The organism is Rhodococcus sp. FG69 (genome assembly GCF_057808915.1).
Genome location: NZ_JBMDIX010000024.1, coordinates 15,281 through 40,804, shown reverse-complemented (window position 1 = coordinate 40,804; position 25,524 = coordinate 15,281). Strand labels below are relative to the sequence as shown.

General features: G+C 63.7%; 37 protein-coding genes. 24 read left to right on the top strand and 13 right to left on the bottom strand.

Translation table 11 applies throughout. The features are described from left to right. Positions 1-3: 3 nt before the first annotated feature. Together ACODSO_RS18645 and ACODSO_RS18640 are read left to right on the top strand one after the other, a co-directional pair. Positions 4-414 (top strand): DUF302 domain-containing protein, encoded by a 411-nt coding sequence (locus ACODSO_RS18645; RefSeq protein WP_489038264.1) that lies wholly within the window; start codon positions 4-6, stop codon positions 412-414. 86 nt (positions 415-500) lie between these two features. Next, entirely contained in the window at positions 501-770 is a 270-nt protein-coding gene (locus ACODSO_RS18640; protein WP_068372832.1) for a metal-sensitive transcriptional regulator, read from the top strand. A gap of 3 nt (positions 771-773) precedes the next feature. Here the strand turns inward: ACODSO_RS18640 and ACODSO_RS18635 are convergent, their stop codons facing one another. After that, positions 774-1,085 carry a hypothetical protein gene (locus tag ACODSO_RS18635; protein WP_068372829.1) on the bottom strand — a complete coding sequence of 104 codons (312 nt, stop codon included), beginning with the start codon at positions 1,083-1,085 and terminating at the stop codon, positions 774-776. A 79-nt stretch (positions 1,086-1,164) separates the two neighbouring features. Here ACODSO_RS18635 and ACODSO_RS18630 point away from each other — a divergent pair, with 79 nt between their 5' ends. Together ACODSO_RS18630 and ACODSO_RS18625 are read left to right on the top strand one after the other, a co-directional pair. Further along, complete coding sequence (locus ACODSO_RS18630; protein WP_489038263.1) at positions 1,165-1,779, top strand: DUF5701 family protein; 615 nt, start codon at positions 1,165-1,167, stop codon at positions 1,777-1,779. Between the two features lie 118 nt (positions 1,780-1,897). Further along, positions 1,898-2,446, top strand: a complete 549-nt coding sequence (locus tag ACODSO_RS18625; protein ID WP_489038262.1) for a hypothetical protein — start codon at positions 1,898-1,900, stop codon at positions 2,444-2,446. A 25-nt stretch (positions 2,447-2,471) separates the two neighbouring features. Here the strand turns inward: ACODSO_RS18625 and ACODSO_RS18620 are convergent, their stop codons facing one another. After that, on the bottom strand, positions 2,472-2,888 hold the full coding sequence (locus tag ACODSO_RS18620; RefSeq protein ID WP_489038261.1) for a PaaI family thioesterase: 417 nt from the start codon (positions 2,886-2,888) through the stop codon (positions 2,472-2,474). A 54-nt stretch (positions 2,889-2,942) separates the two neighbouring features. On the opposite strand from ACODSO_RS18620, the gene ACODSO_RS18615 reads away from it, so the two are divergent. Further along, the gene (locus ACODSO_RS18615) at positions 2,943-3,542 is read left to right on the top strand and encodes a TetR/AcrR family transcriptional regulator (RefSeq protein WP_489038260.1); all 600 of its coding nucleotides are present in this window, start codon (positions 2,943-2,945) and stop codon (positions 3,540-3,542) included. Continuing rightward, entirely contained in the window at positions 3,529-4,257 is a 729-nt protein-coding gene (locus tag ACODSO_RS18610) for an HD domain-containing protein (protein ID WP_489038259.1), read from the top strand. Before ACODSO_RS18615 ends, ACODSO_RS18610 begins: the two co-directional genes overlap by 14 nt. On the opposite strand, the gene ACODSO_RS18605 is transcribed toward ACODSO_RS18610, so the two are convergent. Continuing rightward, complete coding sequence (locus ACODSO_RS18605; RefSeq protein WP_489038258.1) at positions 4,251-5,165, bottom strand: NAD(P)/FAD-dependent oxidoreductase; 915 nt, start codon at positions 5,163-5,165, stop codon at positions 4,251-4,253. The two genes, ACODSO_RS18610 and ACODSO_RS18605, sit on opposite strands and share 7 nt — an antisense overlap. 63 nt (positions 5,166-5,228) lie before the next feature. Here ACODSO_RS18605 and ACODSO_RS18600 point away from each other — a divergent pair, with 63 nt between their 5' ends. Next, positions 5,229-5,702, top strand: coding sequence for a MarR family winged helix-turn-helix transcriptional regulator (locus tag ACODSO_RS18600; protein WP_489038256.1), 474 nt, complete (start codon positions 5,229-5,231; stop codon positions 5,700-5,702). Next, complete coding sequence (locus ACODSO_RS18595; protein ID WP_489038255.1) at positions 5,699-6,172, top strand: hypothetical protein; 474 nt, start codon at positions 5,699-5,701, stop codon at positions 6,170-6,172. Before ACODSO_RS18600 ends, ACODSO_RS18595 begins: the two co-directional genes overlap by 4 nt. On the opposite strand, the gene ACODSO_RS18590 is transcribed toward ACODSO_RS18595, so the two are convergent. Further along, complete coding sequence (locus ACODSO_RS18590; protein ID WP_489038254.1) at positions 6,131-6,385, bottom strand: hypothetical protein; 255 nt, start codon at positions 6,383-6,385, stop codon at positions 6,131-6,133. The two genes, ACODSO_RS18595 and ACODSO_RS18590, sit on opposite strands and share 42 nt — an antisense overlap. 220 nt (positions 6,386-6,605) lie before the next feature. Beyond that, complete coding sequence (locus ACODSO_RS18585) at positions 6,606-7,073, bottom strand: hypothetical protein (RefSeq protein ID WP_489038253.1); 468 nt, start codon at positions 7,071-7,073, stop codon at positions 6,606-6,608. 186 nt (positions 7,074-7,259) lie between these two features. Between ACODSO_RS18585 and ACODSO_RS18580 the strand changes: the two genes are divergently transcribed. The 5 genes from ACODSO_RS18580 (at position 7,260) to ACODSO_RS18560 (ending at position 9,791) form a co-directional block, all read left to right on the top strand. Next, on the top strand, positions 7,260-7,931 hold the full coding sequence (locus ACODSO_RS18580) for an SGNH/GDSL hydrolase family protein (protein WP_489038252.1): 672 nt from the start codon (positions 7,260-7,262) through the stop codon (positions 7,929-7,931). Between the two features lie 133 nt (positions 7,932-8,064). Next, entirely contained in the window at positions 8,065-8,445 is a 381-nt protein-coding gene (locus tag ACODSO_RS18575) for an STAS domain-containing protein (RefSeq protein ID WP_489038251.1), read from the top strand. Between the two features lie 163 nt (positions 8,446-8,608). Continuing rightward, positions 8,609-9,157 carry a GNAT family N-acetyltransferase gene (locus ACODSO_RS18570; protein ID WP_489038250.1) on the top strand — a complete coding sequence of 183 codons (549 nt, stop codon included), beginning with the start codon at positions 8,609-8,611 and terminating at the stop codon, positions 9,155-9,157. 147 nt (positions 9,158-9,304) lie between these two features. Continuing rightward, positions 9,305-9,568 (top strand): LapA family protein, encoded by a 264-nt coding sequence (locus ACODSO_RS18565; protein WP_489038249.1) that lies wholly within the window; start codon positions 9,305-9,307, stop codon positions 9,566-9,568. 16 nt (positions 9,569-9,584) lie between these two features. Further along, positions 9,585-9,791: a hypothetical protein gene (locus tag ACODSO_RS18560; RefSeq protein ID WP_489038248.1), complete on the top strand. Its 207-nt coding sequence runs from the start codon at positions 9,585-9,587 to the stop codon at positions 9,789-9,791. Between the two features lie 35 nt (positions 9,792-9,826). Here the strand turns inward: ACODSO_RS18560 and ACODSO_RS18555 are convergent, their stop codons facing one another. Next, positions 9,827-10,225: a hypothetical protein gene (locus tag ACODSO_RS18555; protein WP_489038247.1), complete on the bottom strand. Its 399-nt coding sequence runs from the start codon at positions 10,223-10,225 to the stop codon at positions 9,827-9,829. A 287-nt stretch (positions 10,226-10,512) separates the two neighbouring features. Between ACODSO_RS18555 and ACODSO_RS18550 the strand changes: the two genes are divergently transcribed. The 3 genes from ACODSO_RS18550 (at position 10,513) to ACODSO_RS18540 (ending at position 12,651) form a co-directional block, all read left to right on the top strand. Then, on the top strand, positions 10,513-11,319 hold the full coding sequence (locus ACODSO_RS18550; RefSeq protein WP_489038245.1) for a transglutaminase-like domain-containing protein: 807 nt from the start codon (positions 10,513-10,515) through the stop codon (positions 11,317-11,319). Positions 11,320-11,398: 79 nt separating this feature from the next. Then, the gene (locus ACODSO_RS18545; RefSeq protein WP_068372780.1) at positions 11,399-11,767 is read left to right on the top strand and encodes a BlaI/MecI/CopY family transcriptional regulator; all 369 of its coding nucleotides are present in this window, start codon (positions 11,399-11,401) and stop codon (positions 11,765-11,767) included. Positions 11,768-11,769: 2 nt separating this feature from the next. Beyond that, positions 11,770-12,651 (top strand): M56 family metallopeptidase, encoded by an 882-nt coding sequence (locus tag ACODSO_RS18540; protein WP_489038243.1) that lies wholly within the window; start codon positions 11,770-11,772, stop codon positions 12,649-12,651. A 13-nt stretch (positions 12,652-12,664) separates the two neighbouring features. On the opposite strand, the gene ACODSO_RS18535 is transcribed toward ACODSO_RS18540, so the two are convergent. Continuing rightward, positions 12,665-13,384 (bottom strand): VIT1/CCC1 transporter family protein, encoded by a 720-nt coding sequence (locus tag ACODSO_RS18535; protein WP_489038242.1) that lies wholly within the window; start codon positions 13,382-13,384, stop codon positions 12,665-12,667. Positions 13,385-13,414: 30 nt separating this feature from the next. Continuing rightward, positions 13,415-13,906 carry a DUF2231 domain-containing protein gene (locus tag ACODSO_RS18530; RefSeq protein ID WP_489038241.1) on the bottom strand — a complete coding sequence of 164 codons (492 nt, stop codon included), beginning with the start codon at positions 13,904-13,906 and terminating at the stop codon, positions 13,415-13,417. Positions 13,907-14,041: 135 nt separating this feature from the next. Here ACODSO_RS18530 and ACODSO_RS18525 point away from each other — a divergent pair, with 135 nt between their 5' ends. The 6 genes from ACODSO_RS18525 to ACODSO_RS18500 all read left to right on the top strand — a co-directional run bounded on the left by ACODSO_RS18525 (position 14,042) and on the right by ACODSO_RS18500 (position 18,175). Beyond that, positions 14,042-14,431: an ArsR/SmtB family transcription factor gene (locus ACODSO_RS18525; RefSeq protein ID WP_489038240.1), complete on the top strand. Its 390-nt coding sequence runs from the start codon at positions 14,042-14,044 to the stop codon at positions 14,429-14,431. Further along, entirely contained in the window at positions 14,428-15,528 is a 1,101-nt protein-coding gene (gene arsB, locus ACODSO_RS18520) for an ACR3 family arsenite efflux transporter (RefSeq protein ID WP_489038239.1), read from the top strand. The genes ACODSO_RS18525 and arsB overlap by 4 nt, the downstream gene beginning before the upstream one ends. Next, positions 15,528-16,181, top strand: a complete 654-nt coding sequence (locus tag ACODSO_RS18515) for an arsenate reductase ArsC (protein WP_489038238.1) — start codon at positions 15,528-15,530, stop codon at positions 16,179-16,181. Before arsB ends, ACODSO_RS18515 begins: the two co-directional genes overlap by 1 nt. A gap of 24 nt (positions 16,182-16,205) precedes the next feature. Further along, positions 16,206-16,622 carry an arsenate reductase ArsC gene (locus ACODSO_RS18510; RefSeq protein ID WP_489038237.1) on the top strand — a complete coding sequence of 139 codons (417 nt, stop codon included), beginning with the start codon at positions 16,206-16,208 and terminating at the stop codon, positions 16,620-16,622. Further along, positions 16,619-17,026, top strand: coding sequence for an arsenate-mycothiol transferase ArsC (locus ACODSO_RS18505; RefSeq protein ID WP_489038236.1), 408 nt, complete (start codon positions 16,619-16,621; stop codon positions 17,024-17,026). The genes ACODSO_RS18510 and ACODSO_RS18505 overlap by 4 nt, the downstream gene beginning before the upstream one ends. Positions 17,027-17,131: 105 nt before the next feature. Next, the gene (locus tag ACODSO_RS18500; protein WP_489038235.1) at positions 17,132-18,175 is read left to right on the top strand and encodes an ArsO family NAD(P)H-dependent flavin-containing monooxygenase; all 1,044 of its coding nucleotides are present in this window, start codon (positions 17,132-17,134) and stop codon (positions 18,173-18,175) included. Positions 18,176-18,192: 17 nt separating this feature from the next. Here the strand turns inward: ACODSO_RS18500 and ACODSO_RS18495 are convergent, their stop codons facing one another. After that, positions 18,193-19,035: a helix-turn-helix domain-containing GNAT family N-acetyltransferase gene (locus ACODSO_RS18495; protein ID WP_489038234.1), complete on the bottom strand. Its 843-nt coding sequence runs from the start codon at positions 19,033-19,035 to the stop codon at positions 18,193-18,195. 102 nt (positions 19,036-19,137) lie between these two features. Here ACODSO_RS18495 and ACODSO_RS18490 point away from each other — a divergent pair, with 102 nt between their 5' ends. Further along, on the top strand, positions 19,138-20,481 hold the full coding sequence (locus ACODSO_RS18490; RefSeq protein ID WP_489038303.1) for an NAD(P)-binding domain-containing protein: 1,344 nt from the start codon (positions 19,138-19,140) through the stop codon (positions 20,479-20,481). Beyond that, positions 20,474-21,682 carry an MFS transporter gene (locus ACODSO_RS18485; RefSeq protein ID WP_489038233.1) on the top strand — a complete coding sequence of 403 codons (1,209 nt, stop codon included), beginning with the start codon at positions 20,474-20,476 and terminating at the stop codon, positions 21,680-21,682. Before ACODSO_RS18490 ends, ACODSO_RS18485 begins: the two co-directional genes overlap by 8 nt. On the opposite strand, the gene ACODSO_RS18480 is transcribed toward ACODSO_RS18485, so the two are convergent. The 4 genes from ACODSO_RS18480 to ACODSO_RS18465 form a co-directional block, all read right to left on the bottom strand. Then, on the bottom strand, positions 21,683-22,744 hold the full coding sequence (locus tag ACODSO_RS18480) for an ABC transporter substrate-binding protein (RefSeq protein WP_489038232.1): 1,062 nt from the start codon (positions 22,742-22,744) through the stop codon (positions 21,683-21,685). 96 nt (positions 22,745-22,840) lie between these two features. Then, the gene (locus ACODSO_RS18475) at positions 22,841-23,857 is read right to left on the bottom strand and encodes a PQQ-binding-like beta-propeller repeat protein (RefSeq protein ID WP_489038231.1); all 1,017 of its coding nucleotides are present in this window, start codon (positions 23,855-23,857) and stop codon (positions 22,841-22,843) included. A 38-nt stretch (positions 23,858-23,895) separates the two neighbouring features. Beyond that, positions 23,896-24,165, bottom strand: a complete 270-nt coding sequence (locus ACODSO_RS18470; RefSeq protein WP_489038230.1) for a hypothetical protein — start codon at positions 24,163-24,165, stop codon at positions 23,896-23,898. Beyond that, the gene (locus ACODSO_RS18465) at positions 24,162-25,514 is read right to left on the bottom strand and encodes a hypothetical protein (protein ID WP_489038229.1); all 1,353 of its coding nucleotides are present in this window, start codon (positions 25,512-25,514) and stop codon (positions 24,162-24,164) included. Before ACODSO_RS18465 ends, ACODSO_RS18470 begins: the two co-directional genes overlap by 4 nt. Positions 25,515-25,524 lie beyond the last annotated feature (10 nt).

The window sequence follows — 25,524 nt, the reverse complement described above, 5'->3', positions numbered from 1 at the left end:
ACGATGAACATCGCACTGACGACCACACTCGCCGACACCGACTTCGACGCCGCAGTTCGGAGCACCAAAGCGGCATTGTCCGAGCAAGGGTTCGGGGTACTGACCGAAATCGACATGCAGGCCACCTTGAAAGCCAAGCTCGACGAGGACATGGAGAAGTACCTGATCCTCGGCGCCTGCAACCCGAACCTCGCGCACCGCGCAGTCGGCGTGATGCCGCAGATCGGACTACTGCTGCCGTGCAACGTCGTCGTCCGCGCCGACACCACCACCCCGGGCTCGGTGATCGTCGAGGCAATGAACCCGGCGATCATGGTCGAGGTGACCGACGAACCCGGTCTGTCCGACGTCGCGGCAGAGGCAACCGTCAAGCTTCAGGCGGCCATCGATGCACTCGGTGGCGCACAGGCCTGAGCCCCGAGGCCTGAAGCTGCTACCCGTTCTATGCCCCCGGGGGTACCCTGACACTACCGGCACCATCTATCACCAAGGAGACCGACATGATCGGCGACGAAGACAGCATCGCATTGGTACTCAACCGCCTGCGACGTGCGCACGGCCAACTCGCCGGCGTGATCGGGATGATCGAGAACGGCCGCGACTGCAAGGACGTCGTCACGCAGCTCGCAGCCGTCTCCCGCGCGCTCGACAAAGCCGGGTTCAAGATCGTCGCCACCGGCCTCCGCGAGTGCATGACGGGCGAAGCAGCCGACAACAAGGAGCCCATGACCGAAGCAGAGCTCGAGAAACTGTTCCTCGCCCTGGCGTGAGGGTCAGCGCCTCGAGGTCAGGGGCTTGAGCACGCGACTCGGAACCCAGTGCGTCACCGTTTCACAGCGATCCTTCGAGGTGAGCTGATAGGTGACGCGGCCGATCCAATCGCCGTCGACGGTCATGGACCACTCGGTGAGGTCGCCCGGCACGACGGTGCGGACGTCGAAACCCTCGGCGGTGAACGTGCCGCTGTGATGCGGAGGCTGCGGATAGAGGATGGACAGGTCGATCAGGACCTTCACTGCAGGGGTCAGCACCTTGAACGGACGACGGCGGGGATCCACTCCGCCGCTCGATCCGTTGACCCTCACCGTTCGACCATACGTTCGAATTCCGCAGGACTCAATCCGGCTGAAGCGTACACTGTACGGTGACGAAAGGTGGTTCACCATGTATGCGCTTCCTCCATTGGGTAAACAGGCCGAAAGACTGATCGAACTCGGCGTTCATTCGCTCGCCGGCATCACCGACGCGGAGCTCCACGACGCAGTCTCCGATGCCACGGATGATTCGCTCCTCGTCCTGAGTGGCGTCGATCCGTCCGCGCTTGCACCGATGCTCGCATCGTCGGGCAAGCGCGGATTCGTCGTCTCCGACATGCCGGACGTCGCCCGGTTCACTCCGATCGAGTCGCTGACAATCCCGGCGGGTCCGGCATACCTGGTCCACGGCCCGAGACGTGGCGACGAGATGGAGAACTGGAGCCCCGACGAGGCTCTTCCCGCCATTCTCGCTGCCGGCCGCACACCGCTGACTCTGCTCGAGGGCATGCACTGGCTGCTCCAGGTACCCGAGGTGCTCGAACGGGGGCATTGCTTCATGACGATCGGGTCACGGCTACGCAAACCGAACGGAACCCTCGACACACGGACTCCCGCGGTATGGATCAGCAACGGAACCGGACGAGACGGAAAAAACAATCGCAACGCCCCGAAGGTCGGTTGGTGCTGGGCCGGCAACAGGCACACCTGGCTCGGGTTCGCGTCCGCCGCCCACCGGACGTAATTTGCCGCGAAGCGACTGGTGATAATTTCCAACGTTCGCACCACCAACTCGACAACGCGTCGCGTAACTGTGACTGTGGAGGGCGTCCTACCCGCCCGAAGTCTGGAGAAGTACCCGTATGAAGTTCCCGCGTCGCTCGATCGTCGTCATCGCTGCAGCTCTCACCGTGGGGCTCGCCGGTTGCGGGTCGGACGATGGTTCGGACGGCGGCGCAGATGCGAACGGTGGCGGGGATATCTGCACTCAGCTGGAGGACATCTCGAATTTCGAGATGGAGTCGCAGTCGTCCGCCGCGATCGACCCCGCCGACTGGCCGGGAATGCAGGCTGTGCTGAAGAAGTACGGCGACGGGCTCTCCGAGCACTACGACCCTGCGATCGAATCCGCTGACGCGGACATCGCAGCCGATCTCACCACGGTGCGCGACGCCAGCGCCCAGGTGACCGACCTCGTGACCGAGTCCTCGACGTTCGAGGAGTACCAGCAGAAGACCGAAGCCAGTATCGACGCCGAAAGCTTTACCGCCGCAAGCGAAGCCAGCACTCGGATCGATACGTACGCGAAGTCGAACTGTGAGTTCGCCAAGCAGATGCAGCAGCAGCAACCGCAGGATCCGCAGTTGCAGGAGATCCCACAGCAAGATCCGCAGGTTCAGCCGGGCGGGTAACCAGTGGCGCTCCGCCCCCAGGGAGTCAACCCATCCGATAGGTCCCCAATCCCGTCGCGATCAGCCGCTCCGAGCTCGTGGCGACAATGTCGACTGCGCAGGTGCTCAGGCTGCGACCAGCACGGACACGCCTTCCGACGATGTCGATGCTCTCCGCGAACGCCGGTTCGACGAACTCGACCGCCATCGATATCGTGACACCGCGCAACTGCTCGGGCACGCGCTCGCCTGCCCACGCGGCGGCCATGATGCCGATGTCGATACACCCGGCAAGCGCGCCCCCGTGCACCATGTCGCCAACCGTGATCAGGTCGTCCTTGAACGGCATCCGCAGCCTGGCGTGTCCCTCCGAGATATCGATCAGCTCGATTCCCAGGTGTTGCACGAACGGCGATTGCGGCAGAAACACCGTCATCGCATCTGACCCGGTCTTGGGATTCATCTCCACCCCTATCGGAAGTTGATTCTGCTATCGGAATCAGACTACGATAAATTCATGATGTTGGAAACCCCCACCGACAGACGAAAGCGCCGGACACATACGGCGGTGCTCGACGCTGCCCGATCACTTTTTCTCGAGCACGGGTACCGCAGTACGACGATCGAGATGCTCGCCGGTACAGCAGATGTCGCCGTCAGCTCCATCTACGCCAACTTCGCGGGCGGCAAAGCGGACGTGTACGCCGCCCTCGCCTGGCACACCACCACGACCCACGTGGACGAGATGAAAGGCTCGACGTCCATCGTCGACGCCTTCGACCGGTACGTGACCTTCCACCGGAAGAATCCCCTGGCGTTGCGACTACTCAGCCTGTACGACGTCGCAACGACCGAATCCGAACTGGTCGCGCTCGCGAAGCCTCGAATCGACGCAGCGCTGCAGGCGTTGGTCGAGACAGTCACGCGGGACATCACCGCGTCCGGATGCGATACCGATCCCCGTGTTCTCGTACTCACCACGTGGGCCGCGGTGAACGGGGCGGTGTCTCTTCGTCAGCGCGGAGTCGTCGACGAGAAGACACTCGACGCCATGCTGGCCGTCACCAGAGGCGATCTACAAGGCCACATCACGGAGGACTCCCATGCGCACAGGTGAATTGACGCGGCTGGGACAGCTGCGCGTGATCGGCGACGCCCTTGCCGTTCAGACGATCGCCATGCCTCGCCTACTGCGCGGGATCACAGCGCCGAGTAGTCCGCGCTTTTCAGGTACCCGGCCGGCACCACCGGATTCCGGACTGTGCCGCGACGCTCTACAGGAGGCGGAGGAGACCCTGACTCCTGCCGTGCTCGCCCACAGCCTCCGGTGCTGGGAGTTCGGCAACGCCCTCGCCATGGTCGACGGTCGGTCGTTCGATCCCGAGAACCTCTATGTCGCAGCCCTCTTGCACGACATTCGCCTTGGCGCCCCGGTGGACGATCGCATAGGTTGCTTCGCTGTACTCGGCGCCGAACATGCGCGCGAGTTCGTGACCGCACACGGGGGTTCCGCGGAAAGTGGCCACTGCGTGTACACAGCCATTGCCCGACATATGGACGTGAAGACTCCACTCGATGCGGGACCCGAGGCCGCACTGCTTCACGACGCCGCTCATCTGGACGTCGTTGGCCTACGCGCACACGAACTCGACGCAGCATTTCTCGACGACGTCGAATTGCGTTTTTCACGAAGCAGTTTCGCTGCCGAATTCACGACGGCAATGCGCATCGAGGCGCAACTACGGCCGCGCTCGACAGCAGCGGCGCTGTGGCAGTCCGGGATGAGGCTTGCGATCTCACTGAACCCCCTCGACCGGGGCGCGCATCAGTAGCGCGCACTCACCGCCGCGGCGATATCCCGCTCGAGCAGGTAATGATTGATCGCGATGGCAGCACGCGATCCCGCGCTCGCCGCGTCGATGATCTGTGCAGGCGAGTCCGCGACGTTGCCGGCCGCCCAGACACCCGGGACGCTCGTCGCTCCTGCAGCGTCCGTCTCGATCCATCCGGAATTGCCACGCGCACAACCCAGTTCGACCAAGAGCTCGTGCCGTGGAAGGAACCGCGGTCCGACGAAGACGGCCGACCGATGGATCGCCGTGCCGCTCTCGAGCACCACCGACACTCCGTCGCCGTCGTCGTCGACTGCCTGCACTGCGCCTTCGGCGATGTAGACCCCCAGCGCCTGAAACCTCCTGCGTTCCTCGGGTTCGAGTTCGATGATGCCCGGGAAGAACACGACGTCTTCCGACCACTGCCGAACCAGCGATGCCTGATGAACGCTGAACGGCCGATTCTCGCCGCCGATCACGCCGAGCGCGCTCTCGCGCACCTCGTAGCCGTGACAGTAGGGACAGTGCAGGACCTTCCGTCCCCACAGTTCGGTCAGTCCGGTGATGGGAGGCAGTTCGTCACGCAGACCGGTGGCCACCAGTACTGCTCGCGCTGACACGTCGATTCCGTTGCCGCAGTGGACTGTCAGATCCTTCGATATGGATTCGACGCGCGCCTCCACGATCTCCGTTCCGTATCCGAGCACTTCGCGCCTGCCTACGTCGAGCAACTCCGAAGCAGCCATCCCGTCGCGGGACAGAAATCCGTGCAGGTGTTGGGCTTTCGCGTTCCGCGGACTTCCCGAGTCCACGAGAAGGACCCTGCGGCCGGCACGTGACAACACGAGCGCTGCACTCAACCCCGCGGCGCCCCCGCCGATGATCACGCTGTCGCACTCCACTGTCATCCCCCTCTTCGTCGAGTAGAGTGACGGTAGCAAATTGTTAACTGGTTAACAAAGGGGATGCGCATGACGCTCAGGGCGAAAACGATCGAATCGTGGCGCATCCACAACCCCGGCCTCGACACGTCGCCGATGACGATCGTCGCGCTGATCAAAGAAATCAGCGAGGGCGTGGGCCGAGCGGTCGACGACGTCTACGCACAATCTCCGCTGTCACACGCTGATGTCGAACTGCTTGTGCCACTGCGATATCAAGCAGAATCGGTGACCGCGATCCGACTGGCCGAGCGCCTCGGCATGTCCCGAGCGGGCGTCAGCAAGACGCTGTCGCGGCTCGAGGAAAGGGGGATCATCGTTCGCGAGCAGGACCCTGCAGACAAGCGGTCCGCATCCGTCCACCTCACCGCGCACGGCGAACACCTCGTCGACGACATCTTCCCACGGGAGTTGGCCTCGCACGCAGCAATTCTCGAACGCCTCGGCAAGGACCGAGAATACGTCGTCACTGCGCTCGAGCTGCTCGCGAAGGCGTTCCGATGAGACGCCGCGTTCGGACGGTCGCCTGCGCGCCTCTCGCATGGCTTGCGGCGACCCTGATCAGCGCATTCGCATTGGCCCCCTGGTGGAGTAGCGTCGGCGATGTCGTCGTCACTTGGAACGTCGTCGGCGCCTTCGGGTTGATCCTGACGCTTCCGGGAGCCGTCGTCGTACTCGTTGCTTCCACCGCGTTGGACACACGTGCCGGTCGCTGGTTCACCACCGTCGGCTTTGCCGTACTCCTCGCCTTCGGTGCATGGATGATGCTCGTCACTGTGGACGAATTCAACTCTGCACCAAGACGATACGACGAACCCTCGATGATTCCCGAGTTGACGACCGCAGAACAACTGGTGTTCACGACGCCCTACGTGCTGTACATCGGTCTGATCGTATGGGTCCTGCTGCTGATGTGGCGGCGTCCGCTGGTATCAGTGCTCACGCGTCATGCGCCATCCAGCGCGAACGAGTAGCGTGGCCACGATCCACCCGACGAGTGCGCCCACCACCGGCACGGCAAACGGGAGATATTCGCGGACGGACCACCAGAATCCGGAGTTGTACCGTCCGACCACGTACGCGTAGTTCACGCGCACCGGCTGCGACATAGCCACGAGCAATAACCAGCCGACGGCGACACCTGCGACCAGACCGAACACCGACAGTGTGACTTTCAGACCTCGCATGACCAACCGTTCTCACTCACCGCACGCGCGTGCGTGATCCAGTGGGTCGATCCTGAACGGCCCTACCGAACACGACGAACCCACGGGTTTCGATCGATAAATCGACTGTGCGATCGGATAATTCGGTTCGTGCCGTCGATTCGGTCCGTACCGTCGTGCGCGAGCCGGCGATCGGCACGATCCGAGGCCGCGACCCACGGCCCTACATCGGGTACCGTAATCAGACCGCTGAGTTCGGATCCCGAACACGCCCAGCACTGCCCAGAGAGTCATGGAGGGATATGCCGAACCGTCCGGCAGCAGCTCTGTTGCTGACCGTTGTCAGTGCCATTGCACTCGCAGGATGCACCGCCGGTTCCGAGGACGCAGCTCCCGCGCCGTCTACGACGACAACGTCTGCATCACCGGCTACCACCAGTTCGGAAACACCTCCGCTCGTGCCGCCGACCGTTGTTGCCTCGGCCCCACCACCGCCGGCCTTCGAGCCGCCGACAACGTTCGTCGAACCGGCCATCGTCGACCCGTCAGGTCCGACGGTGTGCGCCGACTGCGCGATCACGCCGACCGAACCGTCGGCGCCCTCCGAACCCAGTCCACCGCCGAATCCGGTGGACTGGCGCGGATTCCCGTTGGGCACAACCTGTGGACCGATTTCGTGCACGTCGCCGGACGGCCTGATCTTCGTCAACCCCGATGCCGTACCCGGCCTCGGCGGGCGCACCTTCGACCTGTGCGATCACACCTACTGCGCGCCTCCGGGACTACAGATCATTCCCGGTCCACTGCCGTCCACCGGCAGCTCGGGGGGCGGGGGCGGAATCCCACCCGCACCTCGGTAGCCGACCGGAAGAAGTCGGTACGGCACAATATTCGCGTGGTGAAGACTCGGCGTTACCGCCTGCTGCTCGTCGCCGGAATGATCCTCGTGGTGGTCGCCGGACTAGTGCTCGGCCCGCTGAAAACGCCCGTTCTGTATCTCTGGAATGCCGAGTGCTTCGGGTGGAGCGCGAGCAGCGACGGACCACGGCTCGTTGCACTCGGAGACTCGATCGCCGAGGGCAATTCCGTCGTCGACTGGGGTATTCACGGCGATACCTCGTGGTACTCCCACCTCGTGTGCGGGGGCGGTTCGGCCGCCGCCGACGGACGCAACGCAGGCGCCACAGGCGAGACCACCGCACAGATCGCGGCTCGCATGGACGAGGCGCTCGCCGCCGAGCCTGATGTGCTCGTCGTCAACGGTGGAACCAACGATCAGGCACGCGGGGTACCTCTGGCAGAGACCATCGCGAATCTTCGATCGATCCTGGACCAGGCCCGAGGCGTCGACACCGTCGTACTCGCCACCGTGCCACCGTCGAGGTCGGCGCCGGACGACCGGTTGAACATCGCCATCCGAAACCTTGCCGCCGAACGCGGCCTCCCACTTGCCGACTTCGCGTCGACGCTGAGGACACCGGGCGCGACGTTCGACGGCGTTCATCCGACCGCGGACTCCGCGCGGTCGATGGCCGAGCAGGTCGTCGTCGCCGCCGGCTTGCGCTGACAGCGCTCACAGCTCGGCGTTACTGATCTGTTACTCGCTAGATGCCTTACCGTGACGAAACTCGAAACGGACACGAGATCTTTCCCTGTCAGAGTTTGTACAGGCACGAAATACGACGCGAAGGGCAGAAGAGATGATCACTGCAGCCAACCCCTTGTCCGTCGACGCCGCCGCACAATCCGTCGGCGAAGCTCCTCGATACTCGGTCGAGGTCGAGTCCTACTCGACCTCGTACGCTGTACTGCGAGTGTCGGGCGACCTGGATATGACCGCTCGACCAGAACTGACCGGAAAACTCGAGGATCTCCTCAGCAGTGGCGCCGACGTGTTGGTCGATCTGTCCGCGGTGTCGTTCATGTACTCCGGCGCCGCGAATGCCGTGATCGACGCAGCATCGGCGACGGATTCGCGTGTTCGTATCTTCGCGCCGACACGTCCGGTTCGGATGATCCTCGACGTGCTCGGCGCGGGCGTGCTGATTGTCGACAGTCGGTCGAGAGAGTGGACTTCATGATGAGCAGGTCAGATCACCCCGAATCAGAGCAGACGACGGAGACGCCCCGACATACGTCCGAGTCCAAACCTCAGGCATCGTCGTTCCTTCAAATGTTCCTCGAAACGCGTCCCCCCGGCGGCAGTTCCGACTGAGCCCCGCAGAGCGTCGATAGAGTGTCCGCGTGGATACTCCGTCGACTGAGTTCTCGATCGTGACGCCTCGACTCATCCTTCGTCACTATCGGATAGGCGACGAGGCGCAGCTACTCGAGTACTACGGCGACCACGATGTCTGCGGCTACCTACTGCACGAACCGTGGACCGAGTCCGATGCGCGCGAGAACGTGGAAATTCGCAGTAAGCGTTTCGATCTCGACGACGGCGATCTCAATGTCGTCGCGACCCTCGATGGTCGGATCATCGGAAACGTCAGCGCGCATTTCGTGAACGACACCGACCACACCGTCGAACTGGGCTGGACATTTTCGCCCGCCTACGCTGGCCGAGGTTACGCAACCGAGGCCGTCACCGCTCTCATCGAGACAGTGTTCTCCCTGCGGAGGGTGCACCGGGCGATCGCGCAGATGGACGCCAGAAATGCCGCGTCCGCGCGGCTCGCCGAACGCGTAGGCATGCGTCGAGAAGGCCACTTCATCGAGGATTGGTGGAACAAGGACGCCTGGTCGGACACTTTTCTGTATGCGATCTTGCGTCGTGAAGTGACCGAATGACCACTCGAGTCACTCTGAGTGACCCAAATAGTCGATCGCTCCGAAAGTTGGTGTGATTCAGATCACACAGCCGTCGGCGTTTGCTTTCGCGATCCGAAACCGACTAAGTATCTGCAACTTCCAATCACATGCAGACTAGGACCCCTGATGACCTCCACCGATTCCACAACCACCCCCGCACGACGTCGCAGCGGCGGCTTCTTCACGAAGTTCTCACTGGTGATCGCACTCGTGCTGATCGTCGCCCTGGTGATCTTCGTTCTCCAGAACACCGTGCACACGCGCATCAACTTCATCGGGTGGAACTTCGATCTGGCGCAGGGCGTGTGGCTACTGGGTGCGGCAGCGGTCGGATCGATCATCACTCTGGCCGTCACTGCGGCGCTGCGCGTCCGCCGCGCGGTCCGCTGACTCGAATAGGACCACCATGCTCCCGTTGCTAGCGCGTAAATACCTCTACCGATACCTGTTCGTCGCGATTGCGCTTCCCATTTTGGCGCGACTCCTCGTTCTGAGCGGTCTTGCGATCGAAAAGCGTTCGGGCAAACCGAACTTCATCTCCAAGGCTCTGAAGAAGGGCGGCACGTTCGCCCAGCGTCGCGTCGACAAGGCCGCAGGAAAAGACACGAAGTAGAGACTGTCCGGTGAGTGCGTGACGCGGTCACGCACTCACCGATTCTCAGAACGATGACGGACCGAATCGATGGCGCCCAACGCGAGGACGGCACCGATCACGACCAATCCCAGGAACGCGCGCGGTGCCCAGACGTCCAGGACCGCCCACTGCCACACTGCCCATCCGACAGCCACCGCCCCGACCACACCGGCGAACATTCGAGAACCGGCGACGTCCACGATCACTGCCGCAGCACACACGAGCGGCGCAATCCCGAGCGCGAACAATACGAATGCGCCCGCATAGCGGTAGTCCCAGGTATGCCAGGCCGGGAGCATGTCGACGCTGAGCCCCAGCGTGCCACCCTGAGGATCTGAGACCAGCGCAATTCCGTTGAACAAACCTCCCGAGCCCAGCAGCAGGAGCACGGCAGCGGTGGCGAGCTTCTTCACGCCCTCGCCATTACTGCGGCGTCTCGTCGATCGCACCGTCGCGCGAACGCACTAGGTACCGCGTCCGAGAACATGCCGACCATCGAACCCCTCTCACAGCGTCGCCCCGCCTGAACTCAAGTTAGACGACGCAAACCAACTTGTCAGTACGAAACCAGCTCATCCTGCCCGAACAGCGAGCGAAATACTGTGACGCAATCGTTGGTTGCAGGAGGATCGGGCAGGGTAAATACCGCCAGTTCGTTTCCTCGAGCTGATAACACTCAGCCCCGACATACGGAGAACCAGTGCTCAAACGCGACGTATCAGCGCGACTCGATGTCGACATCACCGACGCCACAACCCTCGAATTCCAGATCGCCATCGCGCCCCACCCCGGCACGACGGTGACCGAGTCACTCACCTTCGAGCTCGACGGACAGCCGATCACGCCCAAAGAGGTCAGTGGCGCCCACGGCAATCGCATCCACGTCTTCCCCGCCGGCGTGGGCAATCTTCAGGTCGCGTACGACGCCACCGTCATCGGAAACACGACGCCCGCTCCCGTGACGGACTACGACATGTCGCTGTACCTGCGCCCCAGCCGCTACGCCGAGGCCGACAAGTTCTACGGTTTCGCAGCGACCGAATTCGGCGCCTACGCAGACTCCGAGGAGCTGCTCGAGCGAATCTCGTCGTGGGTCGGTGCACGGCTGAACTACGTTCCGGGTAGCAGTGATCCGATCGATGGCGCTACCGATACTCTTCTCGCCGGGGCCGGCGTCTGCCGCGACTACTCCCATCTGGTCGTCGCGATGCTACGGGCGGTCAACGTGCCGGCGCGTCTGGTCGCGGTATACGCACCGGGCTGCGATCCGATGGACTTCCACGCCGTAGCCGAGGCTTTCGTCGGTGGAGTATGGCGGGTCGTCGACGCCACCTGCCTGGCTCCGCGCTCGACGCTGGTCCGCATCGCAACCGGGCGGGATGCGGCGGACACCGCATTCCTCGACAACCACAAGGGCGCAATCACCTTGAACAGCTCGGTCGTCACCGCAGTGGTCGACGGCGATCTCCCGAAAGACGACATCACCGAACTCGTCACCCTGACCTGATCTGCTCGGCACCAGAATCGTCGCTCGGGTTCAGGCGTGGCATATCCTGGATCGACGACGACGAGTAAGGGTGACACCAGTGCGCAGAGGTTCCGGACAGTTGGAGGAGTCGATTCTTCAGCTGCTCGGCGAGCACCGGGAGCTATCGGTGTCCGAGGCCCGTGAACTTCTGGGGGCAGATCTCGCGCACACAACCGTCATGACTGCGTTGGGTCGACTGCACGGCAAGAGGCTGGTCGACCGCGAGCGGCGCGGACGGTCCTACGTTTACGCACTTCGAGCCCCGGTCGACGAGCTACCAGCACTTCGGGCCGCGATGCGGATGCGAACGGAACTGGACACCCGAGCTGAGCGGGCGGATGTACTGGCCAACTTCGTTGCGGCGCTGGATCCCGAGGACGAAACGCTGCTGCGTGCGTTGCTGTCACCTGAGTCGGCGAAAGACTGAGCATGACGCTGCTTCTGACCGTCGCAGCTCTACCGTGGGTGCTCTCCGTCGCACTTCGCGTGTACTGCGGTCGGATCGACCGCGATTTCACACCGCAGGCGTCGGTGATCGTCTTTCCGATTCTGTCGATGATCACCGCCTTCTCCATTGCTGCGTCGATGGTTGCAGTGGCTGCAGTACTGCTCGCGTCGGAGGACGGCCTTTCGATCACACTGGGCGTCGTCATACTCGGTTGGGTCGCGTGGCGGTTGGCAGTGGTTGCGGCACATGGGCGTCGGATATGGGTGAGCGCGCGAACGGCGGCACGATTCGGTGCGGAGGCCGAAACTCGAGGCGGCACCGTGATCGTTGATTCGGCCGAGCCGGACGCCTTCGCGGTACCGTCCGGAGGAAGTGCAGTTGTGATCACGACAGCGCTCGCCGACGCGCTGTCCACGAGCGAACTCGACGCGGTGATCGAGCACGAACGAGCTCACATTCGATTTCGGCACAGCTTCTGGACGCAGATGGGAGAGATCGCAGCACAGTTCGATCCGCTGCTGCGCCCGGTCGTCCACCAGATTCGTCACGCTGCCGAGCGTCACGCCGACGAGACCGCCGCCGTTCACGGCCGGCCGGCAACGATGTCCGCTGTCGCCAGGACTGCATTGCTCCGCACGCATTCCGCCCGGCGGACAACTACTCTCGCCAGCACCGGGGGCGATGTGGTCCGTCGCGTCCGCGCACTGAACGGACCTCCCCCGGCCCCGCAGCGACGCCTGACTGTTGCCATGGCTCTGGTACTGATTCTCTCGTTCTCGGTGATCTCCGTGGCCCTGTTCGATGTGGCCCAGGACGTGGTCGCACCGGAAGCGGGCGAGAATGCCACGTCGGTGTTCCGCTGACGAGCGCGGACCTTCACACCCCTGCGACGCCCGCCAACTGGCCGATTCCATACGTCACGATCATCGCTAACGCTCCGCCGAACATTATCCGCGTCACCGCCGGTCGACGAGGAGCTCCACCCAACGTGGCGCTGATGGTTCCGGTCATCGCGAGCGCCAACAGAACCACGACGAAGGTGACCGGTATCCGGCTGGACGCGGGAAGCAACAGAATCGCGAGAAGCGGAAGCATCGCACCGGTGACGAAGGAAACCGCTGACGATACTGCGGCCTGCCACGGACTGGTCAACGCATCCGGATCGATACCCAGTTCGATGTCCACGTGTGCAGCGAACGGATCGTGCGCGGTCAATTCCTCGGCGACGATTCTGGCGGTCTCCGCCGACAGACCTTTGTCTTGGTACAGGGCGGCGAGTTCGGCCAATTCCTGTTCCGGCTCCTCGTCGAGCTCTCGCCGCTCCTTGACCAGAAGCGACCGCTCGGTGTCACGTTGGGTGCTCACCGAGACGTACTCACCGAGCGCCATCGACACGGCGCCGGCGACAAGCCCGGCGACACCCGCAGTGAGAACAGGGCCGCGTTCCGTCGTCGCAGCCGCCACGCCGACCACCAGGCCGGCGATGGACACGATGCCGTCATTCGCACCGAGAACTCCTGCGCGAAGCCAATTCAGCCGACCACCGATGTCCGAGTGCGGTTCCGAGGCGTGACCGCCTGGTACGACGTCCGACATGGTCAGCTTCTTCGCTCTGCTACGGCGCCGCTACTCATCCGAACCATCCTCCGCCGGTGCAGTGCTCACCGTGTTCTCCCACGCCGCACGCGCGCCGGATTCTCCGATCCGAATCACCTGCACGATCGTCGCGGCGGCCACCACAACCGTGACGACGACGACCGCGATCGACTGCCACCGTACGGATCCCGTCCCACGACCCTCGCGAACATGCAGCACGACGAGCAACGCGGCGACCACGACCAGGCCCAACGCGAAGAACAGCATCGAGTCGCCGAGCTCGGCGTGTGTTTCGACGGCTCCTGTCTCCGGAACGCGCTCCTCCAACCACTCACCGGCTTCGGTGGTCAACGGAGTCAAGACCAATGTGATGACAGCAAGCGCAGCGATCAGCCAGACGAGCCGTCGGCGTATCGCGGGCCACACGCTCGCGCCGAGAGCAAGGATCGCCGTCAGTGGCGCAAGCACCACGATGAAGTGGACGAGCAAGATGTGAGCTGGCAATCCATTGACAACCGACACGCGAATCTCCCGACGTCTTGACGTTGTTACTACAGCGATTGTAGTAGTTAATTCCGCCGTGTCCAGATTTCGAGCCAGGTGCAGTTCACGTGGCGTTCGCTTGACCCATGATTAGGCGGCTGTCAATATAGACGCATGTCGAAACAGAGCCTCGCAGTCGAGGACGTCACCAGCGGTGAATGCTGCTCACCCTTGATCCGCGAACCCTTGACCACCGATTGGGCAGGCGACCTCGCCCGGATGTTCAAGGCATTGGGAGATCCGGTCCGACTCCGACTGCTCAGCATTGTCGCCAGCCACTCAGGCGGCGAAGCGTGTGTCTGCGATATCTCCGATTCGTTCGACCTCTCGCAGCCCACCATCTCTCATCACCTCAAGGTTCTCCGCGAGGCCGGACTTCTGGATTGCGAACGGCGCGGTACCTGGGTCTACTACTGGGTCATTCCCGCAGCCCTGCAACAGTTGTCGTCGGTTCTGGCTGCCGCCGACCCAACCACAGACGATTCTGCGCTGGTGACCGCGTGAGCACCACGGCAAACACCTCCGACCACCCGGCCGTTGTCGGCAAGCTCTCTACTCTCGACAGGTTCCTCCCGGTCTGGATCGGCGTCGCCATGGTCGTCGGCATCCTGTTGGGGAAACTGATCCCAGGAATGAACGACGCGCTGTCGGCCGTCTCGATCGACGGAGTCTCACTGCCGATCGCCATCGGGCTGCTGATCATGATGTACCCGGTGTTGGCGAAGGTCCGCTACGACCGACTCGACACCGTCACCGGCGACAAACGACTTCTGATCGGATCCCTGGTTCTGAACTGGGTTCTCGGCCCGGCGCTGATGTTCGCACTCGCGTGGCTCTTCCTCCCCGATCTACCCGAATACCGAACCGGACTGATCATCGTGGGTCTGGCCCGCTGCATCGCCATGGTCATCATCTGGAACGACCTGGCGTGTGGAGATCGTGAAGCGGCAGCCGTACTGGTCGCAATCAACTCGGTGTTCCAGGTATTCATGTTCGCCGTGCTCGGATGGTTCTACCTGTCCGTCCTGCCCGGCTGGCTCGGACTCGAACAGACCACCATCGAGGCCTCACCCTGGCAGATCGCGAAGTCGGTTCTGATCTTTCTCGGCATCCCTCTGATCGCCGGGTTCGCCTCACGCTACTTCGGTGAGCGTGCCAAGGGGCGTGAGTGGTACGAATCGAAGTTCATCCCGAAGATCGGTCCGTGGGCGCTCTACGGTCTGCTGTTCACCATCGTCATTCTCTTTGCACTGCAGGGTGATCAGATCACTTCGCAGCCGCTGGATGTCGTCCGCATCGCACTCCCGCTTCTGGTCTACTTCGCGGTGATGTGGGGCGGCGGATATGCCCTCGGCGCCGCGATGGGCCTGGGCTACGAGCGCACCACGACGCTCGCATTCACAGCCGCGGGCAACAACTTCGAACTCGCCATCGCCGTCGCGATCGCTACCTACGGCGCAACATCCGGCCAAGCACTCGCGGGTGTCGTCGGACCACTTATCGAAGTGCCAGTGCTCGTGGGCTTGGTCTATGTGTCCCTGGCTCTCCGTAAACGCTTCACCCCCACTCGATCCGCGACTACAGCGACAAAGGAGTCCTGATGTCCGAACACCGCTCGCAACCCGAATTGCTCATGCCACAGGCCGTACTCTCCCGCACCGCCGAGAGATTGGCTGCCGAATACGAAGGTATCTTTTCGATGCAAACCGTAGAACGGTATGTATTCGAGTCCTACACGTCACTGCGGCGGACCTCTAAGATTCATACACACCTAACGACGCTTGCAGGTAAATTCGCCGCCGATCGTCTCACCGCACTTGCTCAATCTCAGTGTGACGCACCGAAGCTCGTACCCGAGGTGCTCTTCATCTGCGTGCACAACGCCGGGCGATCACAGATGGCCGCAGGCTTGCTCAACCACCGGGCACAAGGCCGGGTACACGTACGATCGGCCGGATCTTCGCCAACGCACGAGATCAATCCGATCGTGGTCGAAGCCATGACCGAAATGGGCATCGACTTGGGCGGCGAATTTCCCAAGCCGTTGACCGACGATGTTGTCGCCGCAGCGGACATCGTGGTGTCGATGGGATGCGGCGACGCGTGCGCCGTCTACCCGGGCAAGCGCTACCTGGACTGGCAACTGACCGACCCCGACGGCAAGTCGCTCGATGAAGTGCGGCTCATCCGCGACGACCTCGACGCCCGCGTGAGCGAACTTCTCACCGAATTGACCTCATCCGTTTCTGCCTGACCTCGCTACAGAAGGGCCCTCTCGATGTCCGATACACCCAGTGTTCTGTTCGTCTGCGTCCACAACGCCGGCCGTTCCCAGATGGCCGCCGGATTCTTGAGCCACCTCGCCGGCGACACCATCGAGGTCCGGTCCGCCGGTAGCGCACCGGCAGATACCATCAACGCCGCCGCCGTCGAGGCCATGGCCGAACTAGGTATCGACATCTCGGCACAGTCTCCGAAGATCCTGACCCCGGAAGCCGTCGAAACCTCCGACGTCGTCATCACCATGGGGTGCGGCGACGCATGCCCGGTCTTCCCAGGCGTGAGCTACCGCGACTGGGCTCTGCCCGATCCGGCCGGCAAGGGCGTCGAGGCGGTCCGTCCGATCCGCGACGAGATCAAAGCGCGCATCGAAAGCCTGATTGCCGAGCTGTCGCAGTCTGTGCCCACTCGATGAGCATGCCGAGCGTACTGTTCGTCTGTGTCAAGAACGGTGGCAAGTCGCAGATGGCTGCCGGACTGATGCGCAAAGCGGCAGGCGATACCGTCGAGGTGCATTCGGCCGGCACCAAGCCGGGCAGTGCAGTGAATGCGTTGTCCGCAGAATCTCTGCTCGAGGTCGGTGTCGATCTCACCGGCGAGCAGCCGAAGCCGATCGATCCCGAACTACTGGCTCGGATGGACTACGTCATCACCCTCGGCAGCGAAGCGAAGCTCGACGCCGTCGACGGTCCGACGTATCTGAACTGGGACACCGACGAGCCGTCCGAGCGTGGTATCGACGGCATCGAACGCATGCGGCTTGTTCGCGACGACATCGCCACCAGAGTCGACGACCTCGCCGCACTCTTGTCTCGGTGATCGGAAAATGGGCAGGAAGCCACACTTGCGACCACATCACGCGGGTTCCCGCGTGAAATCCGCGCAAGTGTGGCTTCCTGCTCACTCTTGCCTCCCGGTGCGGCCGTGACCACGGTCGTCATCGGTGGCGGTCAGGCCGGCCTCGCCGCCGGGTACTACCTGCGCCGGACGGGGTTGGACTTCGTCATCCTCGACGACCAGCCCCGACCGGGCGGCTCCTGGCAGGACTACTGGCCCTCACTGCACCTGTTCTCGCCCGCCGAGTACTCACGTCTGCCGGGATGGCCGATGCCGCCGTGGCCGCAGGGCTTTCCGCCCGCCTCGCACGTCGTGAACTACCTCACCGCGTACGAGAAGAAGTACGACCTTCCCGTGCACCGGCCGGTACGAGTGGACTCGGTTCGACGAGGTGACGGTCATCGGTATCGCGTCGAAACCGACAACGGGGTATTCGACGCGGACGCAATCGTCAACGCCACCGGAACGTGGTCACGTCCATTCTGGCCGACGTATCCGGGAATGCGCAGCTTCGGCGGAGTGCAGTTGCACGCTGCCGATTACCGCTCCCCCGAACAGTTCACGGGCCAACGCGTCGCCGTCGTCGGTGGGGGCAACTCCGCGGCACAGATCCTTGCCGAGATTTCGACCGTCGCGGACACGGTGTGGTTCACCACTCGCGAACCACGTTTCCTCCCCGACGATGTCGACGGGCGAGTCCTGTTCGACGTTGCCAGTGATCGCGCCCGCGCGCTCGCAACCGGCGCAGCCGACTCCGGTGGCGTCGCCGGGTTGGGCGACATCGTCATGGTTCCGCCTGTCAAAGAGGCACGCGAGCGAGGTGTCCTGCACAGCCGACGCATGTTCACGGAGATCGTTCCGGACGGCGTGCGCGGCGAGGACGGAACCGAGAAATTCGACGCCATCGTGTGGTGCACCGGATTCCGTTCGGCGCTGCGGCACCTGCGCGAGCTGCATCTGCCGACCACCGATTCGTCGACGATAGCGTTGAGTGGCAACCACGTTCAGGGCGAGCCGACGATGGTGTTCCTGGGATACGGCGACTGGACAGGCCCAGCGTCCGCGACGCTCATCGGGGTGGGGAGGACCGCACGTTCAGCAGTGTCTGCTCTCGCGGAGACGCTGTCGTGAATCCGTCGGGCCGGCGTTCAGTCCGCGCGGCGGCGTTCGAGCATGACGGTGTCACGCCAGACGCCGTCGAGCTGGGCGACACGCTCACGGATCCCGACCGTTCGATATCCCGACGAATGATGCAGCGCGATGCTTGCGCGGTTCTCGGGAAAGATCGACGTCTGCAGCGTCCACAAACCAGCAGCATCGGCTTCGTTGACCTGCTTGTGTATCAGCGACTTTCCCACGCCGCGGCCGCGGAACCCGTCCCCTACGTAGACCGAGTTCTCCGCGACCCCGCGGTAGCAGTCGCGGTCCGAGACGGGAGCCAACGTCGCCCATCCCACGACCTGTTCCTCGACTACGGCGACCCAGCGGTGGCCGACCGACCACTTTTCGTCCAGCACCTGCTGCGAGGGGACGTCGGTCTCGAACGTCGCGTCGCCGGTAGCGATGCCCTCGGCGTAGATCCGGCGCACCGCCTCCCAGTCGGAGTCCGTCATCGCGCGGACCGTCACATCGTCCGGAAGGTCCGCCGGGCAGCACGGTCGGGGCGTCAGCAGACCCATGACTGCATCCGCGGCGTGTGGGAGACCGGTGCAGCACGTCGGGTTGACCGAGACGATCGTCGTCGTGCCCCTCTTGTCCAGGGTCACGAAGCCGACGTCGCCAAGCTTGCGAAGGTGATGCGACACCGTCGGCTGCCCGATGTCGAGCGCGTCGGCGAGTTTGCCGACGGCGATGCCCGATGGGGATCCGGCGACGAGATGCAGAATCCGGACGCGCATCGGTTCGGCCAGGCACGCAAACCACTGGGCGTACGTCGCCGCATCATCGGCGGCTAGTGGCTCGACCTGGACTGGAAGCGCAACTGCGGTCATGACGCGAGTGTATCGACAGCGATCGATGGTTGCCACCATCGACGACCATCGATATAGTCGAACCAGCGAACATTGATGACCATCGATGAAAGGGAAGTACAGATGACCGAGTACCCGGTAGTAGTGGTCGGAGCCGGACCGATCGGCCTCGCCGCCGCTGCACATTTGACCGAAACCGGCTCCGAGGTCGTCGTGCTCGAACGCGGCGCTGGTGCTGGATCCGCCGTCGCGGAGTGGAATCACGTCCGCCTGTTCTCCCCGTGGTCCGAGGTCGTCGACCCTGCCGCTGCGCGGCTGCTCACGCCGACCGGATGGACCGCACCCGACGGGGACACCTACGCCACCGGCCGCGAATGGGTCGAAAGCTACCTCGCGCCTCTCGCTGCAGTGCTCGGCGACGCAGTCCGATTCGACTCCGAGGTAGTAGGTGTCGCGCGACGCGGACGCGACCGCGTCGTCGACGCCGGCCGTGACACCGAACCCCTCTCGGTCCACGTTCGCCACGGTGACGGCAGCGAGGAACGCATCCTGGCGAGGGCCGTCGTCGACGCCTCGGGCACGTGGGGGTCCCCCAACCCGCTCGGCAGCGAGGGACTTCCGGCCATCGGAGAACGCAATGCTGCCCAGCGCATCGACTACCGCGTTCCCGACCTCGCCGACGATGCGATCCGATCCGAGTTCGCAGGCAAGCACATCGTCATCGCCGGCAGTGGGCATTCGGCGCTGACCGCAATCATCACGTTCGCCGAGCTCGCAGCAGAGCACCCAGGCACACGACTCACCTGGGCAGTGCGGCGCGGCGTCACCGACTCGGTGTTCGGTGGCGGTGAGTCAGACGAGCTCGCAGCACGCGGCGCACTCGGTCTACGGGCCAAGAAAGCCGTCGACGACGGCTACCTGAACGTGGTCTCCGGATTCCGCACCGAGGAAGTCGTTGCGGACGGTGACCAGCTCACCCTCGTCAGCGATTCCGGTGCCCGCATCGACGGCGTCGACCGCGTCGTCGCACTGACCGGATTTCGACCGGATCTGTCATGGCTCTCCGAGGTCCGCCTCGATCTCGATCCCACGCTGCAGGCCCCGAAGTTCCTTGCAGCGCTGATCGATCCGAACATGCACTCCTGCGGAACCGTCTACCCACACGGCGTCGAGGAACTCACCCAGCCGGAGCCCGGTCTCTACCTGGTCGGGATGAAGAGCTACGGCCGTGCGCCGACGTTCCTGGCGATGACCGGGTACGAACAGGTCCGCAGTATTGCAGCCGAGCTCGCTGGTGATCATGACGGCGCGCGGAAAGTCGAACTGACACTTCCCGATACCGGCGTCTGCGGTGGTGCCGGACTCTTCGACGATCCCGACGCCGATGCTGCCGGAAGTGGTGGATGCTGCGGCGCGCCGGCAGCACCGGAGCTGATCAGTCTCAGCGCACCGTCCAGCCGTGACTGAGTCGGTCACCGACCCGGCGTCGACGCAGGAGGAAGCACATCCTGGTCGACGCCGGGTCCTGTCGATTCTGTGCCTCACCGAGATCACCAGCTGGGGCATCCTGTACTACGCGTTTCCTGTTCTCTCCCCTGCCATTTCTGCGGACACAGGTTGGTCGACCACCTCGATCGTCGCGGCGTTCTCGTTGAGCCAACTCGTCGCGGCGGTTGTCGGTATCCCGGTCGGGCGGATCCTGGATCGACACGGACCGCGCTGGGTCATGACCGTCGGATCAGTCGTTGCAGTGCCGGCCTTGGCGATCGTTGCCACATCACAGAACCTGGCGATGTTCTATCTCGGGTGGGTAGTCGCGGGGACAGCGATGGGCGCAGTGCTGTATCCGCCTGCGTTCGCAGCGTTGACGCGGTGGTGGGGAACGGACCGCGTACGCGCGCTGATGATCCTCACCCTCGCTGCCGGGTTGGCCAGCACGGTGTTCGCGCCGCTGACGGCTCTGCTGTCGGATCAGAGCGATTGGCGTCGAACATATCTGGTGCTCGCAGTCCTGCTGCTCGTTGTCACGGTGCCGGGCCATCTCCTCGGACTACGGGGGCGCTGGCCAGACGTGAGCGCTCCACATCACGATGCGATGCACCGGTCCGACATCGTACGCAGTCGGCCGTTCATCATGCTCACCGCGTCCCTGAGCCTGGCGGCATTCGTCGCGTTCGCAGGCGTGTTCAACCTCGTGCCACTGCTGCTCGAGCACGGCGCCGAACCTGCCGTCGCGGCCACCGCACTCGGGCTCGGTGGCCTCGGCCAGGTTCTCGGACGCATTGGATACCTGCCGCTGCAACGGTTCACCGGAGTTCGCGGGCGAACCGTCGGCATCATCGCTGCCACCGCCGTGACCACTTTCTTCCTGGGCATCGCGACGTCGACGGTTGGACTCATCGCAATCGCCGTCGGCGCCGGACTCGCGCGCGGGGTGTTCACTCTCGTCCAAGCCACCGCGATCACCGACAGGTGGGGGCCCTCCGAGTACGGACACTTGAACGGCGTCATGTCCGCACCGGTGATCGTGACGATGGCATTCGCACCATGGGTGGGCGCTCTGCTCGCTTCATGGACTTCGAGCTACTCGGGTGCGTACATCGTGCTCGGCGTGCTGGCGATCGTGGCCGCCGGAATGTCGGCCGCGAGTGTGCCGGCCGCTAGCTAGTCAGCTGAGCTTGTCCGAGAGCTTGGGCACCAGCAGATCTGCGATTTCGGCGTGCGCGAGGGGACCGAAGTTCCATGCGCGACCGAAGTGGCCGGTGAACTCCTGCAGCTCGCCGTTGTAGGTGACCGTCCGTTCGGGTGACAGGTTCAGCACGATCGCTTGGTCGTTCTGCACGCTGGGGAGACGTGCGATCAGCGGATTTGCGAACCATGCGTCGAACTCGGCCTGATCGGAAGCTTGATTGGAGATCACCAGCACGTCGCCGGTGAGTGTGTCGAGGAGTTCGTCGCTGATGGTTTCGTCGGGGAAGCTATCAGCGTTGGAATTCGCAGCAAAGCCCATCCGAGTCAGCAGCGCTTCGGGGTCACTGCCCGCGATGTTCAAGTATCCGGTCCCAGCTCCCCCTCCCCAGAACACGAGGTAGTCCACCGTCTTCCCGGCAAACTCGGGGTGCTCGGCGCGAACGTCGTCGAAGGTGGCGTCGTAGTCGTCGATGACCTGTTGTGCACGGGCAGAGAGGTCGAGTGCCTCACCGAGGAGTAGAAGTCGTTCCTGCCATTGCGGATCGTCCGGGTTGTCTGCCGGCGCGCCCAGAACGGGTGAGATGTCACTGAGCTGCTGAACCGTCTCGGCGTCGGATGCGAGGGTGTCGACGATGAGATCCGGCGACGTGTTCGCGACCTGCTCGGCCGGGTACGCGTCGTCGCTGACTGGCCAGACGGTCTCGATCTGGCCCGGAATCTTCTCCTGCGCCCACGGGTAGAACTCCACCTGGGCATCGGTACCGACCGGCGTCACACCAAGTGCCGCGAACAAATCGGCGTCCCAGGAACTCGCCATGACCACGCGCTCGGGACGGTCCTCGAGTACGACGTCACCCACTGCGGTGGTCAGGGTGAGCGGGTATTCGGTCGTCCCTTCCGCGGCGGGAAGAAGCGAATCCATCGCTTCCGCAGACTGAGTCGGTTCTGTGCTCCCCGAGCACCCGGCGAGGGCGACGAGTGCGATCGACGCGATGGTGAGGGTGCGAAGCGTGGTGGAGATCCTGGCCGCAGCCGACATTGTCGAGTCCTTGAGCATCGTGGGGAGCCGGGCGGCGTCCCAATGCAGGCTAGGCTAGCCTATCCATTCGTGAAAGGTGTCGCAGACTGCAACGACTCAGGCACGGGTAGACAGGAGATTCAGCCTCGTCTCGTTGACGACCAGTACTCCTGCCCCGGTTTCCTGGAGCGCCACCTGCTCGGACCTACCCTCGGTGTTGCCCAGCAGGCCCTCGATGGACACGGATGCGCGACGGGCACCTGTGGCTGGTTCGATCGCGAGGATCTCCTGCCAGTCCACGACGTACGCGGCGCCGCCATGGACGGCGGTCGGCAGAGCGTGGACGGGCTCGACATCGGCTGACCACAACTGCCCGCCCGTGCGGAGATCCCGCGCCGGAACGGACGGGGCGATCACCGCACCGTCGACTACCGCAACATCACTGGTGAAGTTGTAGTCGTCCGTCGCCCAGAGCTCTCGGCCCGAAACCGGGTCGAATGCGGTGCCGCCGAACATGACCGGATCCTCCGGCGCGTTCAGCGCATCGACCGAGGTCCGCTGATACAGCTCGGCATCTACCGTGGCGATGGTTCGGCCGGTCGAGTCGACGAGGTCCGAGCGAAACACGAACAAGTCGGAGCAACGCCTACCGACCACGAAGAAGACCTCGTCTCCCCGCTCGGACCGTCCACGCACGCAGTCGGGTGACGCGAAGTTGTCGACGATTTCACCGGTATCGATGTCGAACAGTGCTGTCCCCGACGAGAACTGGGCCACTCCGTTGCCGCGTGCAATCGTCACGATCTCGACCCGGTTGGTCGGCTCCACCCACGTGTCGTCCACGGTGAGTGACCACCTCGAGTCTAAGTCGTCGAGAGTCCCACGATGTATACGGACGGAGTATCCGTCGACTTCACCCTCGACCACGTAGATATCGGTGCCGTCCGCGGTCACGCCGAACACGTTCCACCCGGTGGGGTAGCGCGTCACCTCCCCGGATGCAGCATCGATGGCCACGACATCACTTCCACTGACGCACAACACGATCGAACCCATGACCGTCGACGAGCAGTTGTCGATCTCGTCCGCCGCCGCCGTCCACCGCACGACACCGGTCGAGGCATCGAACCCCACCAGTTCCGATTGCTCGAATTCCCTCGACTCCTGGTTGATCAGGCGGCCTTGGCGACGAGCACATCACCCGCGTCGATGACGCCTCCGGCCACCTCACCGAACCGTCCACCGACAGGGTCTTCGAACGTCGCGAACTCGGCGCCGAGCACGTCGGCGGCGTCGAGTGTCCAGACGGCACCCGGCGACACCGTGGTCGAGCGCGCGGGCTCCGCGTCCTCGAGGGGTGCAGTGGCCACCAACGCTACTGCTGCGCCGACGCTGACGATCGCAACCACGGCAGTGACGGCCAGCCTTCGGTAGGGGTTCACAGAACGTCCAATCCGTCCGCGGTGGCGATGGCCCGCAGCGTGTCCACTCCAAGAGGCTCGTCGGGACGTTCGGCGTGTGAGCGAACCTCCACCTGCGTTCCCGACGGGTACGTCACCGTGACGGTGCGACGCAGCCCGCCTGTCGACCCTTCCTGCGGCGCCGGCGAATAGGAGTAGGGCATCTCGTCGATCTGCAGAACCGCACCGTCGTCGAGGGTTTCGGTGGACAGCGGGCGGTTGTCGTAGGCCGGATCGTAGATGTCAGGCACCGTCGGCAGTTCCTGCCCGCCCATGATGGAAATGGATATGTCGGCACCGGTTCCGACTACGTCGACGTGCGTGCACACCACTCCCGTCCAGAAGTCGGCGAGTCTCAGCGTGTTCAGACCTGGTTCGAATTGTTCGTCGATATCGACATCCGCCAGCGCGTCGTTCAATTTCTGCGCGGCATCAGCGTCGATCGGGGGTCCGTCGGACATGTACGCCATCTCGTCGCACCCTGCCATCGGCCCAGGAGTGTTCGCGGGCACCGACGCGGTGACTCGCAGCTCCGGTAGCGCCACAATAGCTTTCAGTTCTTCGACGGTAAGCACTGTGTCGCGCTTCCCTGCATCGACCGATTGAAATCCCTCGGCGTCGGATGCGGTGGCGACGATCTCCGATCCGTCCGGAGCATAGGCAGTCACACTGCGGAAATTCGTTCTGTCCGTGCCGTATTCGTACCAGGATTCGATGACGTCGGTTACCGTTCCATCCGAAGACGTGGTCCGTTCCTGGACCGAGCCTGCAACACACGGCGGAACCGGAGTACCTGCCGACACGGACACGGACAGCAGACCGACGGTGTCACCACGTCCCATCTCTGCAGAGGCCGACGCCCAGCCCGGCACGGCAGGCTGTCCCGGTTCGACGGAGGTCTGCGGGATCGGCTGGAACACCAACGACTCCCGATGACTGCCGAATTGGATGTCCACGCCCTCGGGCAACGCCTGCTTCAACGCGTCGGTCATCATCACCGACCGAGGTCCGGAGTACCAGGGGTACTGCGGATTGTCGTACGCGTCTGCGCTGGTGGAGATCTGACCCCATGTCGCCGATCCCTCGGACGGTGGTTCGACGACGTCGCAGCCCGGGATAGTCGTCGGGAAGGTCACTTCCGCAGTCCGGTAGGTCGAATCAGCAGGGGCTTCCGTCGTGGGCGCAACGACAAAACGAGAGGACTCAGGGGATTCATGGGGCGCCGGGCTACGTTCCACCACCGCCGCAACACCGATACCGAGGGCGACGATGGACACTATCGTCAGCGCATCGGCCAACGCGCCGGCTCGACGAGGACTCAGGCTGGGCACCGAACGACAA